We start from the raw sequence: 16,472 nt of genomic DNA on the forward strand, positions 1-16,472 counted from the left end.
GGAGAACATCCCGCTATCGAATCGAGGGGGCGGAGGCCGCGATATCGGGTGCGATCTCCAGCACCAGGAGCGCGGCGGCGACGTGTGCGGGGTTGTCCTCCACTTTGACCACGGAGAGTTCATTGGCACGCGAGACCCGGCGCTCGACGGTGTTCCGGTGGGCGTAGAGGGTGGCCGCCGCACGCGTGGTGTTGAAGCCGCACTGCACGTAGGTCAGGAGTGCCTGCCGCAACGTCTCATCGGCTTCGGCCAACGGACCGAGCGTCTTGGTGACGAAACGTCGTGCACTGGCGCGGTCCTTCGTGAGGTTGTCGATGAGCTCGACGTCCGCGTACGCGGTGCAGCGCCGGGCGGAGCCGAGCCGGATGACCATGGCCTGGGCGGCGAGGGCGTCCTGATGACTGGACCTGAACCCGTCGAGTCCGTCGCCCGGCCGGCCGACGGCCGCCCGGACGTCTTCCGCCGACGTCACGATCTTCTCGACGAGGGGAAGGTCCTGGCCGGTGTCGCCGGACAGCCAGATCCACCGTGCGGTCGCGCTCGCACGGGCCACCAGGGCACTCCGCCCCACCGCGGCCGAACGCACGGCCACGACCACCTCCTCCAACGCGCCGGCCCGCTGCGGATCGTCGGTCCACAGGACGAGGCTCACGTGCGAGCGGGCCATCCGGTACCGCAGGCGCTCCTCGGCGAAGTCCTCGGTCACGGGCGCGCCACTGGCGATCAGCTGGATCAGGGCGATCGCGTCGGCATCCGCGTTGCCCATCGCCGCGGCGAGGCTCACCTCGCGCAGGACCGCGACCGAGTCGAGGGCGTACTGCACCAACGACTTCGCCGACACGTCGAGGACCTCCACCAGGAGGTCGGTGTTCGAACAGTACGCCGCAGATTCCTCGAGCCATCGGCGCCAGCCGACACCCAGCGCCACCCGCCACCCCGCGGCGAAATCGGGTGCGATGCCGCGGGAGACCAGGGTGCGGATGTACGCCGTGATCCTCGGGCCGACATAGGGTTCCACCCTTCGCCCCGGCTGCTGGATGTTCGAGGTGAGCCATTGGACCAGGTCGGAACGATTCAGATGCCGGTCCTCCTCGACCAGCGACGCGTCCGACAGCAGGGCGGGATCGTTGTGCGCCGTGACGGCGGGCGTCGCGATGGCGTCGGCCAAGGCGTCCGCGTCCGCCAGGAGCCGCTCGCACACCGACCGGATGGCGTCAGCGGCCTCGGCGGTCGGCAGGGGCCACAATTCCTCCATATCGAGCAGTCTGCCCCGATCCTCCGGAGGTGGTGAGCCTTCCGCCGGGCGGAGTGCACGGTGCACCGATTCCAGGCAAAGCAGGTGCACCGCGTCGTTGTGACCTGGCTCATAGGTGGCGACAGTAGGTCCGGTGAAAGACCTCTTCTTCATCGCGTCCGATATCTGGATGATCTTCGTCGGCTACTACTTCGGATGGCGGTTCATCCGGCGCTACGGCAACTACCTGCTCGGCCTGGAATGGATGGTGGTGGCGACGTCGGGCACCAACTTTCTGCTCTGGTCACTGTTCAGCGGTGACGAGGGCAGCGTCCTCTACGGCGTGGCGTATTTCTTCGACGCGTTCTCGCGCTCGGTCGGGATCACGCTCATTCTCGTGATGGGTCTGATGGCCGTCACGCATCGGTACAAGCCGACCGCGGCCGTCGACATCGGTGTGTTCGCGCTCGCCATCGCGGGCGGGCTGTACCTGCGGCAGTTCCACGACGAGACGCTCCACGTCGTTCCCGCGACGTTCTTCGTCGTGGTCAATCTGCTCACGGCGCTGTTCCTGGCGTACTTCGTCAAGCGGCTCTGGGGGATCGGAGCGAAACCGCTGGCCGTCTGGACCGCCGCGGTCACCGTGGCGGCGTCCACCATCGCGATCACCTACGACTTCTTCCCCTGGCCCTTCGACGACGAGAACCGCACGATCTTCTACACCGCCGCGCTGGCGACGTGGGGCACCCAGGGGTTCATCTACTTCCTCGCCTACCGCGCGATGCACGCCCACAATGTGGCGACGGGCGTGGAGCCCGCGAAGGAAGCGAGTGAAATCGTGTGAGTGGCGGCGCGCGTTGCCATTGCCTCACAGTTGCCGAATTGGCTGAAACGCCCGTTGGCAGACAATAATCCGCACGTGGGAACCGTTCTACTGATCGCTCTGAGTCTGTTGTGCTTCGTCACCGGACCCGCGATGGCATTGGTCATCGTGGCCGCGGTGCGGAGGTCCACCCGGCATGTCGCCGCCGAACTCCGGCGTGGCGCGGATGAATCGGGTTCCGGTGGATCGGTCACGCGATCCACCGGAACCCGATCCGGCACCGGTCACCCCTGAGCCGGTGCGCGGGAGCGCCCGCTACGGCCGCGTCAGTGAGGCGTAGCGGGCAATGTGCTGGTCGGTGGTGCCGAACTCGTACTGGACGGCGGTCAGGCGCTTGAAGAAGTGGCCGATGGCGAGTTCCTCGGTCATGCCCATGGCACCGTGCAACTGCACCGACTCCTGGCCGATCTTGCGGGCGGCGCGGCCCACGGTGGCCTTGGCGGCCGAGGCCGCGCGGGCCCGCTCGGCGGCGGGGGCGTCCAGCTTCAGGGTCACCAGATACGTTGCGGCCACGGCCTGTTCGAGCTCCAGCAGCATGTCCACCATGCGGTGCTGCAGGGCCTGGAAGCTGCCGATCGCGACGCCGAACTGGCGGCGCTGCTTGGCGTAGGCGACGGTGTCGTCGACCACCTTGCGCATGGCCCCGACCGTCTCCGCGCATACCGCCGCGATGGCCTCGTCCACGGTCGCGGCGATGGCCTCACCGGCGGACGCGAGCAGCAGGGCGTCGGCGGGGACGCGCACACCGTCGAAGGTCAGGTCGGCGGCCTGACGCTCGTCGATGGTGCGGTAGGCGCGGGCGGTCAGGCCCGCGGGCGGCGCGGCCGGATCGACATCGACGGCGAACAGCGCGATCTCGCCGTCCGCGACCGCGGTCACCAGCAGGTGGGTGGCCAGCGGGGCCGCGGTCACCACCGTCTTCTCGCCGGTGATCACCCAGTCGTCGCCGTCGCGCACGGCCGTGGCCGCCACCGCGGTGTAGTCGTAGCCGGATCGCGGTTCCAGCGCGGCGAATCCGGTCACCACCTCACCGGCGGCGATGCCCGCCAGCAGGTCCTCGGCGCGCTTGCCGGTGGCGCGGCGCAGCAGGCCGCCGCCCACCACCACGGTGTCCACGTACGGCTCCAGCACTAGGGCCGCGCCCAGCGCCTCGGCGATGATCATGGTCTCGACCGGTCCGCCCCCGATGCCGCCCGCCGACTCCGGCAGGCTGGCGCCGAGAATCCCGACCTCCTCGGCCAGGCCGCGCCAGATCTCCGGCTGCCACCCGGCCCCGGTGCGCGCCGCGGCCCGGCTCGCCTCCAGCGGGTAGCGGGCCGTCAGGAACTCGGTGACGGTGTCGCGCAGCAGTTCTTGTTCCGCGGTGAAAGAGAAGTCCATGTCACAGTCCCAGGGTGGCTTTGGCGATGATGTTGCGCTGAATCTCGTTGCTGCCGGCGTAGATCGAGCCGGCGCGGTCGTTGAAGTACCGCAGCGGGGCTACCGCCTGCCACTCCTCGCCCGCCACGAAACCGTCGGCGGGCGGGGTGAAGTCGGCGATCGGGCCGCCCGGCATGGTGGCGTGCGGCTGATAGGCGCGGCCACGCGGACCCGCCGCCTCCAGCGCCAGCTCGGTGAGCGCCTGGCTCAGCTCGGTGCCCAGGATCTTGAGCGTGGACGCCGCCGGACCCGGGTCCTTGCCGCTGGAAACCAGTGCGAGCGTGCGGTATTCGAGGATCTCCAGCACATCGGCGCGCAGCCGGGCATCGGCCAGCTTCGCGGCGAAAGCCGGATCGTCGATGAGCGCGCCGCCGCCGGGGGCGACCTGCTCGGTCGCGGCCTGCGCCAGCTCCTCGGCCATCACCTGCAGGGCCGGGGCCACCGCGCCGCCGCCGCGCTCGAAGTTGAGCAGGAACTTGGCCACGGTCCAGCCGTCGTCGATCTGTCCCAGCACGTTCGCCTGCGGCACCCGGACCTGGTCGAAGAACACCTGGTTCTGCACCTGCTCGCCGGAGGTCATGACCAGCGGACGGATCTCGATGCCCGGGGTGCGCATGTCGATGAGCAGGAAGGTGATGCCCTGCTGCTTCTTGGCCTGCTTGGAGGTGCGGACCAGGGCGAAGATCCAGTTCGCCTCGGTGGCGTGGGTGGTCCAGATCTTGGAGCCGGTGACCACCAGGTCCTCGCCGTCGGCGACCGCGGTCATCGACAGCGAGGCCAGGTCCGACCCGGCCTCGGGCTCGGAATAGCCCTGGCAGAAGAAGACCTCGCCGGTGAGGATGCCCGGCAGGAAGAAGTCCTTCTGTTCCTTCGTGCCGAACGCCATGATCGCGTGCGAGACCATGCGAATCCCCATGGGGGACAGGTTCGGCGCCCCGGCCAGGGTGCATTCGCGGCCGAAGATGTAGTGCTGGGTGAGGCTCCAGTCGCAGCCGCCGTACTTCACCGGCCAGGCCGGGGCGGCCCAGCCGCGCTCGTGCAGGATGTGCTGCCACTCCATGCTGGCCTCGTGGTCCGGGTAGACGCTGGTCGCCAACCGTCCCGCTCGGCGTAGATCGTCGGTTAACTTTTCGTCGAGAAAGCTGCGCACTTCATCACGAAACGCCAGATCAGCAGGCGACCAGTCAAGGTCCACGATGACTCCTTGTCCGAGAACTGGCACCAACCATCTCACCGCATCCCCCCTGCTGGCAAATGTGCTGGCACCCGCCCTCACTTGAATCCCTTGAACATTCCAATGTGGAGGTTTATCCTGGATAAACGTTCCACAATGGAATATCCGGCAGCGCCCGACCGTTAAGGATCGACATGGACATCACCACCGGCACCCGCGCCTCCGACGCCGAGCGCGCCCAGATCGCCGAGCTCCTGGGCCGCCACCTGTCCGAAGGCCGCCTGGACCTCGCCGAATACGACGACCGCCTGGCCCGCGTCTACGCCACCGCCACCCGCGAAGACCTCCAGCGGGTCCTGCAGGACCTGCCGAAGCTCTCGAAGACCGTTGCGCCGCAGTCCGCTTCGCGCACCCGCCTGCCCGTCTGGCAGCAGATCGAGGGCGGCGCCTGGCTCGGCGCGAGCCTGCTGTGCCTGTTCATCTGGGCCGCGATCTCGGTGGCCGCAGGCGAATTCACCTACCCCTGGCCCATCTGGGTCATCGGCCCCTGGGGCGCGGTGCTGATCTTCCGCGTCGTCATGGGCTGGGAATCCACCGCGTGGAACCGCTACCGCGCTCGCTGACCCGCGGTCCGGATCGCGTCGTGGCGCAGAAGGGACGCGGGGTCGGCATACTCGGGGCAATCTTCGGGGAACGGGTAGTCTGAGCCGCTGTGCACCTGAAGAGTCTGACGTTGAAGGGGTTCAAGTCCTTCGCGTCCGCGACGACGTTGCGATTAGAGCCGGGGATCACCTGTGTGGTGGGGCCCAACGGGTCGGGCAAGTCGAACGTCGTCGACGCGCTCACCTGGGTGATGGGTGAGCAGGGCGCGAAAGCGCTGCGGGGCGGGAAGATGCAGGACGTCATCTTCGCCGGTACCGCGGGCCGCGCCCCGCTCGGTCGTGCCGAAGTCACGCTGACCATCGACAACTCCGACGGGGTACTGCCCATCGAGTACTCGGAAGTGTCGATCACGCGCCGCATGTTCCGCGACGGCGCCGGCGAGTACGAGATCAACGGCAACTCCTGCCGGTTGATGGACGTGCAGGAACTGCTGTCGGACTCCGGCATCGGCCGGGAGATGCACGTCATCGTCGGTCAGGGGCAGCTCTCGGCCATCCTGGAATCGCGGCCGGAGGATCGGCGGGCCTTCATCGAGGAGGCCGCGGGCGTGCTCAAGCACCGGCGGCGCAAGGAGAAGGCGGTCCGCAAGCTGGACGCCATGCAGGCCAATCTGGCCCGCCTCACCGACCTCACCACCGAACTGCGCAGGCAGCTCAAGCCGCTGGGCCGGCAGGCCGAGGTGGCGCGTCGCGCCGCGACCGTCCAGTCCGAACTGCGGGACGCCCGATTGCGGCTCGCCGCCGACGATCTGGTCAGCCGCCGCCGCGAACTCGAGAGCCAGCAGAGCAAGGAGGCCTACGCGCGGGAGCAGCACGTCACCGTGCAGGCCGAACTCGACGCCGCCAATGCCGCACTGGCACAGCAGGAATTCGAGCTGTCCAAGCTGACGCCCAGCGCCGAGGCCGCTGCCCAGACCTGGTTCCAGCTGTCCGCGCTGACCGAACGCGTCAACGCCACTATCCGGATCGCGCGCGATCGCGCGCGCAACCTGACCATCGAGCAACCGACCGGCACCGGCCGCGACCCGGAACAGCTGGAGCGCGAAGCGGATCGGGTCGAGGCCGAAGAGGCCGAACTGCGCGAAGCCGTCGAAATCGCTACCGAGACGCTGGAAGCGGCCCGCGAGCAACTCTACGAACGCGAGCAGGCCGCCAAGGCCGCCGAGCAGGCCCACCTCGCCGCGGTCCGCGCCGTCGCCGACCGCCGCGAGGGCCTGGCCCGGCTCTCCGGCCAGGTCGACACCCTGCGCATCCGCGCCCAGTCCGTGGACGGCGAGGTGGCCCGCATGTCCACCGCCATCGCCGAGGCCCGCCGCCGCGGCGAGGACGCCAATGCCGAATTCGAGGCCGTGCAGGGCGAACTCAACGAACTCGACGCGGGCGAGGAAGGCCTCGACCACGCCTACGAGCACGCCGCCCAGGCCCTCGCCCTGGCCGACCAGCGCGTCACCGAACTGCGCGAACAGGACCGCGAGGCCGGTAAACGCGTCGCCTCCCTCACCGCCCGCATCGAAGCCCTCGCCATGGGCCTGCGCCGCAAGGACGGCGCGGCCTGGCTGCTCGAGCACCGCGCCGACGGACTGCTGGGCCCGCTGTCCGGCCTGATCCGCGTGCACGGCGGCTTCGAGTCCGCGGTCGCCGCGGCCCTGGGCCCGCTGGCCGACGCCGTGGCCGCCGACACCGGCCCCGCCGCGCACGCCGCGGTGCGCGCGCTCAAGGAGACCGACGGCGGTCGCGCCGCCCTGGTCTACGCCGACGCCGCGGCCCTCCCTGCGGCGCAGGCGAATTCACCGCTGCCCGGCTCGGCCCGCTGGCTTGCCGACGTGGTCGACTGCCCCGCCAACCTGCGCGGCGCGATCGCCGCCCTCACCGCGGGCATCGCCGTCGCCGACGACCTCGCCACCGCCGCGCAGGTCATCGCCGCGCGCCCGGAACTGCGGGTGGTCACACGCGACGGCGACATCACCGGCAGCGGCTGGCTGCTGGGCGGCTCCGACCGCGCCCCCAGCCAGCTCGAGGTGCAGGCCGACATCGATTCCGCCACCGCCGAATTGGCGTCCTGGCAGCGGCAGGCCGAGGAACTGGAAGCCGCGCTCGCCGGTGCGCTCGCCGAGCAGACCGACCGCAAGGAAGCCGTCGACCACGCCCTGCTCGCCCTGCACGAATCCGACCAGGCCCTGGTCGCCATCTACGACCGGCTCGGCCGCCTCGGTCACGCCGCCCGCGGCGCCCAGCGCGAATGCGATCGGCTGCTGGCCCAGCGCGCCGACGCCGAGACCGGCCGCGAGGAAACCCTCGCCAAGCTCGCCGAGCTCGAGGACCGGCTGCGTCACGCCGAGAACGAACAGGCCGACCTGGACCCGGAATCCGCGGGCACCGAGACCGCCGGGTACGCCCGCGAGGAGGCCGCCGCCGCCCTCGCCGAGGTCCGCTCCATGGAGGTCGAGGCCCGCCTGGCCGTGCGCACCGCCGAGGAACGCGCGGAATCGGTCCGCGGCAAGGCCGATTCGCTGCGCCGCGCCGCCCGCGCCGAACGCGAGAACCGGGCCCGCGCCGAACGCGCCCAGTCCGCCCGCCGCCAGGCCGCCGCGCTGGCCGCCGTGGTCGCCGCGTCGGCGGAGAAGATCGCCGCCGAACTCGAGCAGGTGGTGGCCCAGGCCTCCGCCCGCCGTGACGAATTGGTGCGCCGCCGTGGCGAATACGCCGCCCAGGTCGATCAGACCAAGGAGCGTTCGCGCGCCCTCACCACCCAGCTCGCCCAGCTCACCGACGCCGTGCACCGCGACGAGGTGGCTCGCGCCCAGGCCGCGCTGCGCATCGAGCAGGTCGAGACCACCATCTCCGAACAGTTCGGCGTCAGCCTCGACGACCTCATCGCCGAATACGGCCCCGACGTCCCCATGCCGCCCACCGCGCTGGAGATGATCGAGTACGAGCAGGCCCGCGAGCGCGGCGACACGGTCAGCGAACCGCAGCCCATGCCCTACGACCGCGCGACCCAGGAGCGCCGCGCCAAGCGCGCCGAGAAGGACCTGGTCACCCTCGGCAAGGTGAATCCCCTTGCGCTGGAGGAGTTCGCGGCCCTCGAGGAGCGCTACACCTTCCTCAACACCCAGCTCGAGGACGTCAAGAAGGCCCGCCAGGACCTGCTCGACGTGGTCGCCGAGGTCGACGAGCGCATCCTGCAGGTCTTCACCGAGGCCTACGAGGATGTGGAACGCGAGTTCACCGGCGTCTTCGGCCGCCTGTTCCCCGGCGGTGAGGGGCGGCTGCTGCTCACCAATCCCGCGGACATGCTCACCACCGGCGTCGAGGTCGAGGCCCGCCCGCCGGGCAAGAAGGTCAAGCGGCTGTCGCTGCTCTCCGGTGGCGAGAAGTCCTTGGCCGCAGTCGCTTTCCTGGTGTCGATCTTCCGCGCCCGGCCCTCGCCCTTCTATGTGATGGACGAGGTCGAGGCTGCGCTGGACGACACCAACCTGCGCCGGCTGATCGGACTGTTCGAGCAGCTGCGCGAGAAGAGCCAGCTGATCGTGATCACCCACCAGAAGCCGACCATGGAGATCGCCGACGCCCTCTACGGCGTCAGCATGCGCGGTGACGGCATCACGCAGGTGATCTCGCAGCGGATGCGCGGGGAGAACCTGGTCGGCGCGACACCATAGCTTCGCCGCTGTGTCCCGCTGAGCGGGAATTCATCCCGATGTCAGAGTGAAACACCTGCGCGTCCCATTGGGTTGCCGCTAGCGTCCGGCCCCATGAAGCGCTCCCTCGCCGTCCTGGCCGCCGGACTCTCCGTCGGCCTCGCCGCTCCGCTCCCGCTCGCCCTCGCCGACACCGGATCCGCCGGGTCCGGCTCGGGCACGGGATCCCTGTCGGGTTCCGGCGGCAGCAACGCCAACCTCCCGCCCTACAGCCAGTGGATCAGCGACGTCACCACCGTCGCCAACGCCGCCCAGGCCTACCTGACCACCGCGCTGCCGGGCGTCACCAAGCCGGCCGTCGTCCTCGACATCGACAACACCTCGCTGGAGACCAGCTACCACGCGGCACCCATCACCCCGGCCATCCCGCCCATGCTGGCGCTGGCCAAGTGGGCGAAAAGCCAAGGCGCGGCGATCATCTTCGTGACCGGCCGCCCCTCGGTGATGAACATCTACAGCCAGATCAACCTGACCACGGTCGGCTACCCGGTCGACGGCCTCTACGGCGGCGGCCTCACCACCGGCTCCTCCGGCGCGGGCGCGCTCGCCGACTACAAGACCGCCACCCGCGCCTCGATCGAGGCCCAGGGCTACACCATCGTGGCCAATATCGGCAACAGCGCCTCCGACCTGTCCGGCGGCCACGCCCAGCAGACCTTCAAGCTGCCCGACTACAACGGCGCGCTGAACTGATCCACCCGGACCCCGATCGAGCCCGAGCTCGTCAATCCAGCAGCGACTTCAGCCGCGCCGCACCGGATTCGGCGAGCCATGCCTCGAAAGTCCGCAGGCCGGGATGGATCTCGCGGACCGCCGGGATATCGGCGTGCCAGCCCCGGCCCTCCCGGGACAGCCGCCAGACCACACCGACCTCGGGGCCCATGGCCTCGGCGTCGGCCTGCGACGCCTCCACGTAGCGGACCCGGTGGCCGGTCGCGGCGGTGATGGCCGCCGCGGCCTCGGTCATGGTGAGAGCGTCACCGGCCAACTCCAGGACCTCGCCGTGGAAGCGGGCCGGATCGTCGAAGGCCAGTTGCGCGATCACCGCGATGTCCTCGATCGCGATGGACTGGATCGGCCTGTCCGCCGGGAACAGATGCCGGTGCACGCCGTCGTTGATGCCGTCCACGGGGAAACCCTGCATGAAGTAGTTCTCCATGAATCGGACCGGACGCAGGATCGTCCAGTGCAGGCCGCTCGCGCGCAGCGCCTCCTCCACACGGCGTTTGCCCTGCGCACCCCACTGGCCGTCCTCGGTCAGCGAGGCGACGGTCGTGAACACGATGTACTCGACCCCGGCCGCGACCGCCGCGTCGATGAAAGCGCTGCCGCGCGCGACCTCCAGGCCGACATCCCAGCCGTCCGGGCCGTAGGCGGCGGGCGGCACCAGGAACGCCGCACCCACGCCCACCAGCGCCGGGGCCAGGGTCTCCGGTCGGTCGAAGTCGCCCACGGCGAGCTCCGCGCCCGCCGCGGCGAGGGCCTGCGCCGCAGCCGATTCCGGATCGCGCACCAGGACGCGCACCGACCGGCCGGTGTCGAGCAGCCGGCGCGCGGTGACGCCACCCTGCTTGCCGGTCGCGCCGGTCACCAGGATCAGGTCATTACGAGAGGACATTGTCACCCGTTCGTTCGGTAGTATTCGGGTCGGTCGACCCGGATATGAACGCTAGGACCGCCGCGTTTCCATTGGCCAGCACCGGAAAGGACGCGCGTAACGAAATGTTCGCACCCACCACCAGCCTCGCCCCGAATGCCCGGGCCGACGCGCGCCGCAATCGCGCCCTGGTCCTGGCCGCCGCCCAGCGCGCTCTCGCCGAAGGCGGGCTCGCGGTCTCCCTGGCCGAGGTGGCCCGCCGCGCCGGGGTCGGCGCGGGCACCGTGTACCGCCATTTCCCCACCAAGACCGCGCTGCTGGAAGCCGTTATGCAGCAACGCATCGACCGGCTCACCGGTCTGGCCCACCGGCTGCGCGCCGCCCCCGACGCGGGGGCCGCCTTCTTCGGCTTCTGCGCCGAGGTGATCACCTCCAGCCATCGCAACCAGGCCGTGTGCGACATGGTCAACAATGACGGCTGGCCGCGTGAACTGGTGCGCGACGCCGGAGCCCGTTTCCACGCCGCCCTCGGCGACCTGCTCATCGCCGCCCAGCGGCAGGGCTCCGTCCGCGCCGACCTCACCGTTCCCGACGTCCTCGCCCTGTTCACGGGATGCGTTGCGATCCAACGCCTGTCCCCGGACCGCGAACTGTCCCGCCCCGCCGCCCTGGTCCTGGACGCCCTGCGTGCCCGGCCCTCGGTGCAGCCCGTAACGAAACGCCGGAACGCGATCGCCGCCCGTGACGAAACGGCCATCCGTGACGAAACCCCGGCCCCGCACTGCCCGATCTGCGCCACCCCGATCCAGCCGACCGGCACCGGCCGCCCCGCCCGCTATTGTTCGGCAGCCTGCCGGCAGAAGGCCCACCGCCGCCGCCACGCGGTACCCGCCTGACCCCGCCGCCCGGCCCCCGATGAAAGCCGTTGGGGCCCTTCGTGACCTGCGTGTGCCCAAACGGATGCGAAGGTGTGACGAGGGCGTCAAATCGGTGAAAAATACTGGTAGAAGGCCATATACGGCGTTGCGGTATGCCCCCGCGAACCGCCGGCGGGGCAGTACGCTCCCTGCGTGGTTTGGGTGTCGGCCGCGGCGTTCGGTGCCGCATGGTGGCTCGGTTTGTATCTACTGGCGCGGGATCCGCGAAAGCTGTTGTTACGCAGAGCGGCAATCGGATTGCTGGCGTTCGCCGCCGCGGTGGTGGCGGATCGGATGGCAGGGGGGAGTCCCTGGTTCGACGGTGTGCGCATCGTGCTGGTGTGCGCCCCCGTACTGGCTTTCAGCGGTGTCTTCGTGCGACTGCTGCCCGCCGGGGTGGAACGCGTCGACCGCTGGTGGCGGGTCGGGCTGGTGCCGCTGTGCGCGGTGCTGGCCATGCCGGCCGCGGGCGGTTTCCTGCCGGCGGGCTATCTGCTGGGCGCGGTCACCCTGCTGGCCCTGCTCGGCACCATGCTGGCCATGCTCGGCCAGCAGGCCGAATGGTCCGAGGACTCACGGCGTTCCGCGGCCGGGCTGCTCACCGTGGGCGCGCTGCTGCTCGGGATGAGCGCGGCGCTCATCCTGCTCGGGTTCAATGTGCTGCCCAGCACGGCCATGCTGTCGGTGACCGCCGCCGACCTGGTGGTGCTGGGCCTGGGCATCGCGGTGCTGGACGCCTACGACGAGGGTGAGGCGCTGCGCGCGGACATGACCCACTCGCTGGTCATCTCGGCGGCCACCGCGGCCGTGTTCGGCGGCCAGGCGGCGCTCACCCTGGCCCTGGCGGGGGAGCGGCCCGCGCTGGTGGCGCTGTTCTTCGGGGCCATCGCCGGTTCCATCACCCTGCAGGTGCTCAACGGCCCGCTGCACGCCGGCGCGGACCGGGTGGCCTTCGCCTCCGATCCGCGGCTGTTCGCGGCCCGTGTCGAATTGCGCAGCGCCACCGAGGCTTTGCTGCGCAAGGGCGTCGACGACTAGAGCAGGTCGCTGACGTCGTCGGGGACGTCGACGGCGTATTTGCGCAGCGTCTCCATGGGCACCACCTCGAGGGCGTTCTCATGGGTGGCGGCCAGCACCACGGGTGCGGCCACCCCGTCCTCGTGGGCGTGCAGCCAGCGCACGGCCACCACGCACCAGCGGTCGCCCGGTTGCAGGCCGGGGAAGTTGTTCTCCGGCCGCGGGGTGACGAGGTCGTTGCCGATCGACTTCTGGTGCTCCAGGAATTCCGCGGTCACCACCGTGCAGACGGTGTGGCTACCCAAATCCTCGGGACCGGTGCTGCAGCATCCGTCCCGGTAGAAGCCGGTGAGAGGATCGGTGCCACACTCCTCCAGCGGTCCCCCAAGCACATTTCGATCGGTCACGTCGCCGATCCTATTGTCTCGGTGTCGCATTCGCCGCTCCTTCCGCACTGTGGCACGTAGTCGAGCAAACCGGTTGGTAGATGGTCGGATTTTCGAACCAAACCCCGGCGTGTCGATGCATCACACGGCCCTGCCCTGTGATATCGGCCACGGCCCCCGACGCGACGGTAGGTGCGTGAATCCGACATGGCAACCACCTCTGAAAGGATGGGGACGTGACGACTGCAGAAGTTTGGATTCTCATCGCCGCCATCGCGGCGGTGCTGCTCGTGGCGCTGGTTGCCGGATATGCCCTGAACAAGCGCCGCCGGATCTCGCTGACCCCGGAGGTCACCGAGTCCAAGGAGCTGACCGACAGGTCCGGCGGATACCAGGCCGCGAGCGGATTCAGCTTCAGCCAGGGCACCTCCGCGCCCGAACGCGACCAGGTCCCGGCCACCAAGAACAAACCGGTGCCGCTCCCGCCCGAGCGCACCGACGACGAGGGTCAGCCGCACATCGGCGACGACGCGGCCATTCCGCGTGACTCCGGCAAGCGCAGCATCCACGAAGTGCGTCTCCCGGAACCTGTCCAGGGGCCCGAACCCGCCGCGGCCGCGGAGATCGTCACGCCCGCCGCGGACGACCCCGTGACCGCGGACGACACCACCGCCGAGACCGCTCCCACCGACGCGGCAGTCACGCCCGCCACCGATGTCCCCGCCGAGTCGGCCGACGACGCGGCCCGCGCCGCGGCGGTCGAGGCCGCCGAAGCCGCCGGGGAGATCGCCGCGGGCAAGGCCGCCGGTGATGTCGCCGAGCAGCCGCTCTCGCAGGAGGCCGCCGCCGAGGAGGCCGCCGAGGCCGCTGTCGCCGCCGCCGAGATCGCGGCGGGCGCCGAGGCCGCCGTCGCCGCCCACGCCGGTGCGCACGCCCCCGAGGCCACCGCCGCGGCCGAGCCCGCCGCCGCGGCTCCCGCGATCGCCGAGATCGAACCCACCGCGGGCCGTCTCACCAAGCTGCGCGGCCGCCTGTCCCGTTCCCAGAACGCCGTCGGCAAGTCCCTGCTGGGCCTGCTCGGCGGCGGCGATCTGGACGAGGACTCCTGGGAGGAGATCGAGGACACCCTCGTCATGGCCGACCTGGGCACCGCCAGCACCGCCGCCATCGTGGAGCGCCTGCGCGAGGAGATGGCCGGGCGCAGCATCCGCACCGCCGCCGACGCCCGCGCGCTGCTGCGCGAGGTGCTCGTCGACGCGCTACGTCCGGAGCTGGATCGCTCCATCCGCGCGCTGCCGCACGCCGACCACCCGTCGATCCTGCTGGTCGTGGGCGTGAACGGCACCGGAAAGACCACCACCACCGGCAAATTGGCGCGCGTGCTGGTCGCCGACGGCCGCCGCGTGCTGCTGGGCGCGGCCGACACCTTCCGGGCCGCGGCCGCCGATCAGCTGCAGACCTGGGGTGAGCGCGTGGGCGCGGACACCGTGCGCGGCAAGGAGGGCGCGGACCCCGCGGCCGTGGCGTTCGACGCGGTGTCGGCCGGTATCGATCGCGGCGTGGACGTGGTGCTCATCGACACCGCGGGCCGCCTGCACACCAAGACCGGCCTGATGGACGAGCTGGGCAAGGTCAAGCGCGTGGTCGAGAAGAAGGCCGCCGTCGACGAGGTCATCCTGGTGCTGGATTCCACGGTCGGCCAGAACGGTCTGATGCAGGCGCGGGTCTTCGCCGACGTCGTCGACATCACCGGTGTGGCGCTGACCAAGCTGGACGGAACCGCCAAGGGCGGCATCGTGTTCCAGGTGCAGCATGAGCTGGGCGTACCGGTCAAACTGGTCGGTTTGGGTGAGGGCGCGGATGATCTTGCTCCCTTCGAACCCGGCGCCTTCGTCGACGCTCTGCTGGGTTAACCCCCACTGAACTGCGTCGATATCGAGATCAACATCATCCTCACAATGTCGTCGTAACAGTGGTGCGGGACCGGAAACGTGACCGCAACACTGCAATCTCATCCGTTCACCTACGCGAAACGCCGCAGGATCACGGAGGAAACACCGACTGACGAATCTCATTGCAGGCTTATGCGCAGGTTGCTGCGGGGCCAGAGATGAGGAGGACAAAAGGTGGCGTTTCCCGTAATCGGTGCAGCCGACACCGGCGATACCGCATGGATGCTGGCGAGTTCAGCACTCGTGCTTCTGATGACACCCGGACTGGCGTTTTTCTATGGCGGTATGGTCCGCTCGAAGAACGTCCTGAACATGATCATGATGAGCATCGCCTCGATGGGCGTGGTCACTGTTCTATGGGTGCTGTACGGCTTCTCCGTCGCCTTCGGTGACGACAAGGGCAGCCTGATCGGCAACCCGACCCAGTACTTCGGGCTCAAGTCGCTGTTCGGTGGCACCTACCTGGCCAGCAGCACCGACCAGACGATCAAGTCGGCCATCCCCCTGGCGGGTACCGTGCCGGCGACGGTCTTCGTGGCCTTCCAGCTCATGTTCGCGATCATCACCGTCGCCCTGATCTCCGGTGCGGTTGCCGACCGCCTGAAGTTCGGGTCGTGGGTGCTGTTCTCGGCCGTGTGGGCCACCGTGGTCTACTTCCCGGTCGCGCACTGGGTCTTCGCCTTCGACGGCGTCACCGGTGAGCACGGCGGCTGGATCGCCAACAAGCTCAAGGCGATCGACTTCGCCGGCGGTACCGCGGTCCACATCAACGCCGGTGTCGCGGGCCTCGTCCTGGCGATCGTGCTCGGCAAGCGCAAGGGCTGGCCGAAGACCCCGATGCGTCCGCACAACCTGCCCTTCGTGATGCTCGGCGCCGGTCTGCTGTGGTTCGGCTGGTACGGCTTCAACGCCGGTTCGGCCGTCGGCTCCAACGGCATCGCGGGCGCCACCTTCGTCACCACCACCGTCGCCACCGGCGCGGCCATGCTGGCCTGGCTGCTCGTGGAGAAGATCCGCGACGGTCACGCCACCTCCCTGGGCGCCGCCTCGGGCATCGTGGCCGGTCTGGTCGCCATCACCCCCTCCTGCTCCTCGGTCAACGTGATCGGCGCGCTCGCCATCGGCGTGGTCGCCGGTGCGCTCTGCGCTCTCGCGGTGGGCCTGAAGTTCAAGTTCGGCTTCGACGACTCGCTCGACGTGGTGGGCGTCCACCTGGTCGGCGGTATCGCCGGCACCCTGATGGTCGGCCTGGTCGCCGCCCCCGAGGCTCCGGCCGCGGTCAAGGGTCTGTTCTACGGCGGCGGCTTCGATCAGCTGATCAAGCAGGCCGTGGGAGCCGGTGCGGTGCTTGCCTTCTCGGCCGTCGGCACCCTGATCATCGCGCTCGCCATCAAGTACACCATCGGTCTCCGGGCGAGCGAAGAAGCCGAGTTCCAGGGCTTGGATGAGTCCGAGCACGCAGAATCGGCATACGATTTCGCTGCTGTGAGTGGTGCGGCGCGCACCGCCGCCGTCAAGGAGGCATGACGA

14 protein-coding genes are annotated in these 16,472 nt (G+C 69.8%); 9 read left to right on the plus strand and 5 right to left on the minus strand.

All coding sequences use genetic code 11. From position 1 onward, the window contains the following. Positions 1-13: 13 nt before the first annotated feature. Entirely contained in the window at positions 14-1,255 is a 1,242-nt protein-coding gene (locus ABZ382_RS23830) for a helix-turn-helix domain-containing protein (RefSeq protein ID WP_357092585.1), read from the minus strand. Positions 1,256-1,388: 133 nt separating this feature from the next. Between ABZ382_RS23830 and ABZ382_RS23835 the strand changes: the two genes are divergently transcribed. Beyond that, entirely contained in the window at positions 1,389-2,078 is a 690-nt protein-coding gene (locus tag ABZ382_RS23835) for a transporter (protein WP_357092587.1), read from the plus strand. 75 nt (positions 2,079-2,153) lie between these two features. Continuing rightward, positions 2,154-2,351, plus strand: coding sequence for a hypothetical protein (locus tag ABZ382_RS23840; RefSeq protein WP_357092590.1), 198 nt, complete (start codon positions 2,154-2,156; stop codon positions 2,349-2,351). A gap of 21 nt (positions 2,352-2,372) precedes the next feature. On the opposite strand, the gene ABZ382_RS23845 is transcribed toward ABZ382_RS23840, so the two are convergent. Continuing rightward, positions 2,373-3,497, minus strand: a complete 1,125-nt coding sequence (locus ABZ382_RS23845) for an acyl-CoA dehydrogenase family protein (RefSeq protein WP_357092593.1) — start codon at positions 3,495-3,497, stop codon at positions 2,373-2,375. Between the two features lies 1 nt (position 3,498). Beyond that, positions 3,499-4,731 carry an acyl-CoA dehydrogenase family protein gene (locus ABZ382_RS23850; RefSeq protein WP_357092596.1) on the minus strand — a complete coding sequence of 411 codons (1,233 nt, stop codon included), beginning with the start codon at positions 4,729-4,731 and terminating at the stop codon, positions 3,499-3,501. Between the two features lie 173 nt (positions 4,732-4,904). Between ABZ382_RS23850 and ABZ382_RS23855 the strand changes: the two genes are divergently transcribed. The 3 genes from ABZ382_RS23855 to ABZ382_RS23865 all read left to right on the plus strand — a co-directional run bounded on the left by ABZ382_RS23855 (position 4,905) and on the right by ABZ382_RS23865 (position 9,766). Next, positions 4,905-5,333 carry a DUF1707 domain-containing protein gene (locus ABZ382_RS23855; RefSeq protein ID WP_357092599.1) on the plus strand — a complete coding sequence of 143 codons (429 nt, stop codon included), beginning with the start codon at positions 4,905-4,907 and terminating at the stop codon, positions 5,331-5,333. Positions 5,334-5,422: 89 nt separating this feature from the next. Next, positions 5,423-9,034 carry a chromosome segregation protein SMC gene (smc, locus tag ABZ382_RS23860; protein ID WP_357092602.1) on the plus strand — a complete coding sequence of 1,204 codons (3,612 nt, stop codon included), beginning with the start codon at positions 5,423-5,425 and terminating at the stop codon, positions 9,032-9,034. 93 nt (positions 9,035-9,127) lie between these two features. After that, complete coding sequence (locus ABZ382_RS23865; protein ID WP_357092605.1) at positions 9,128-9,766, plus strand: HAD family acid phosphatase; 639 nt, start codon at positions 9,128-9,130, stop codon at positions 9,764-9,766. 31 nt (positions 9,767-9,797) lie between these two features. Here ABZ382_RS23865 and ABZ382_RS23870 read toward each other — a convergent pair whose 3' ends face one another. After that, positions 9,798-10,691, minus strand: a complete 894-nt coding sequence (locus ABZ382_RS23870; RefSeq protein ID WP_357092608.1) for an NmrA family NAD(P)-binding protein — start codon at positions 10,689-10,691, stop codon at positions 9,798-9,800. Positions 10,692-10,795: 104 nt separating this feature from the next. Here ABZ382_RS23870 and ABZ382_RS23875 point away from each other — a divergent pair, with 104 nt between their 5' ends. Then, positions 10,796-11,566: a helix-turn-helix domain-containing protein gene (locus ABZ382_RS23875; RefSeq protein WP_357092610.1), complete on the plus strand. Its 771-nt coding sequence runs from the start codon at positions 10,796-10,798 to the stop codon at positions 11,564-11,566. Positions 11,567-11,740: 174 nt separating this feature from the next. Continuing rightward, positions 11,741-12,625: a hypothetical protein gene (locus ABZ382_RS23880; protein WP_357092612.1), complete on the plus strand. Its 885-nt coding sequence runs from the start codon at positions 11,741-11,743 to the stop codon at positions 12,623-12,625. Here ABZ382_RS23880 and ABZ382_RS23885 read toward each other — a convergent pair. Further along, entirely contained in the window at positions 12,622-13,011 is a 390-nt protein-coding gene (locus ABZ382_RS23885) for a DUF2237 domain-containing protein (RefSeq protein WP_326357779.1), read from the minus strand. The genes ABZ382_RS23880 and ABZ382_RS23885 overlap by 4 nt on opposite strands. Positions 13,012-13,226: 215 nt before the next feature. Here ABZ382_RS23885 and ftsY point away from each other — a divergent pair, with 215 nt between their 5' ends. Together ftsY and ABZ382_RS23895 are read left to right on the plus strand one after the other, a co-directional pair. Next, on the plus strand, positions 13,227-14,903 hold the full coding sequence (ftsY, locus tag ABZ382_RS23890) for a signal recognition particle-docking protein FtsY (RefSeq protein ID WP_357092616.1): 1,677 nt from the start codon (positions 13,227-13,229) through the stop codon (positions 14,901-14,903). A 213-nt stretch (positions 14,904-15,116) separates the two neighbouring features. Then, positions 15,117-16,469, plus strand: a complete 1,353-nt coding sequence (locus tag ABZ382_RS23895; RefSeq protein ID WP_357092619.1) for an ammonium transporter — start codon at positions 15,117-15,119, stop codon at positions 16,467-16,469. Positions 16,470-16,472 lie beyond the last annotated feature (3 nt).

It is taken from the genome of Nocardia sp. NPDC005825 (assembly GCF_040630175.1).
Classification (GTDB): domain Bacteria; phylum Actinomycetota; class Actinomycetes; order Mycobacteriales; family Mycobacteriaceae; genus Nocardia.

Excerpts from the sequence above, each read along its gene's own strand:
- ABZ382_RS23830 (WP_357092585.1), bottom strand. The coding sequence starts at position 1,255 with ATGGAGGAATTGTGGCCCCTGCCGACCGCCGAGGCCGCTGACGCCATC.
- ABZ382_RS23845 (WP_357092593.1), bottom strand. The coding sequence starts at position 3,497 with ATGGACTTCTCTTTCACCGCGGAACAAGAACTGCTGCGCGACACCGTC.
- ABZ382_RS23855 (WP_357092599.1), top strand. The coding sequence starts at position 4,905 with ATGGACATCACCACCGGCACCCGCGCCTCCGACGCCGAGCGCGCCCAG.
- ABZ382_RS23865 (WP_357092605.1), top strand. The coding sequence starts at position 9,128 with ATGAAGCGCTCCCTCGCCGTCCTGGCCGCCGGACTCTCCGTCGGCCTC.
- ABZ382_RS23870 (WP_357092608.1), bottom strand. The coding sequence starts at position 10,691 with ATGTCCTCTCGTAATGACCTGATCCTGGTGACCGGCGCGACCGGCAAG.
- ABZ382_RS23875 (WP_357092610.1), top strand. The coding sequence starts at position 10,796 with ATGTTCGCACCCACCACCAGCCTCGCCCCGAATGCCCGGGCCGACGCG.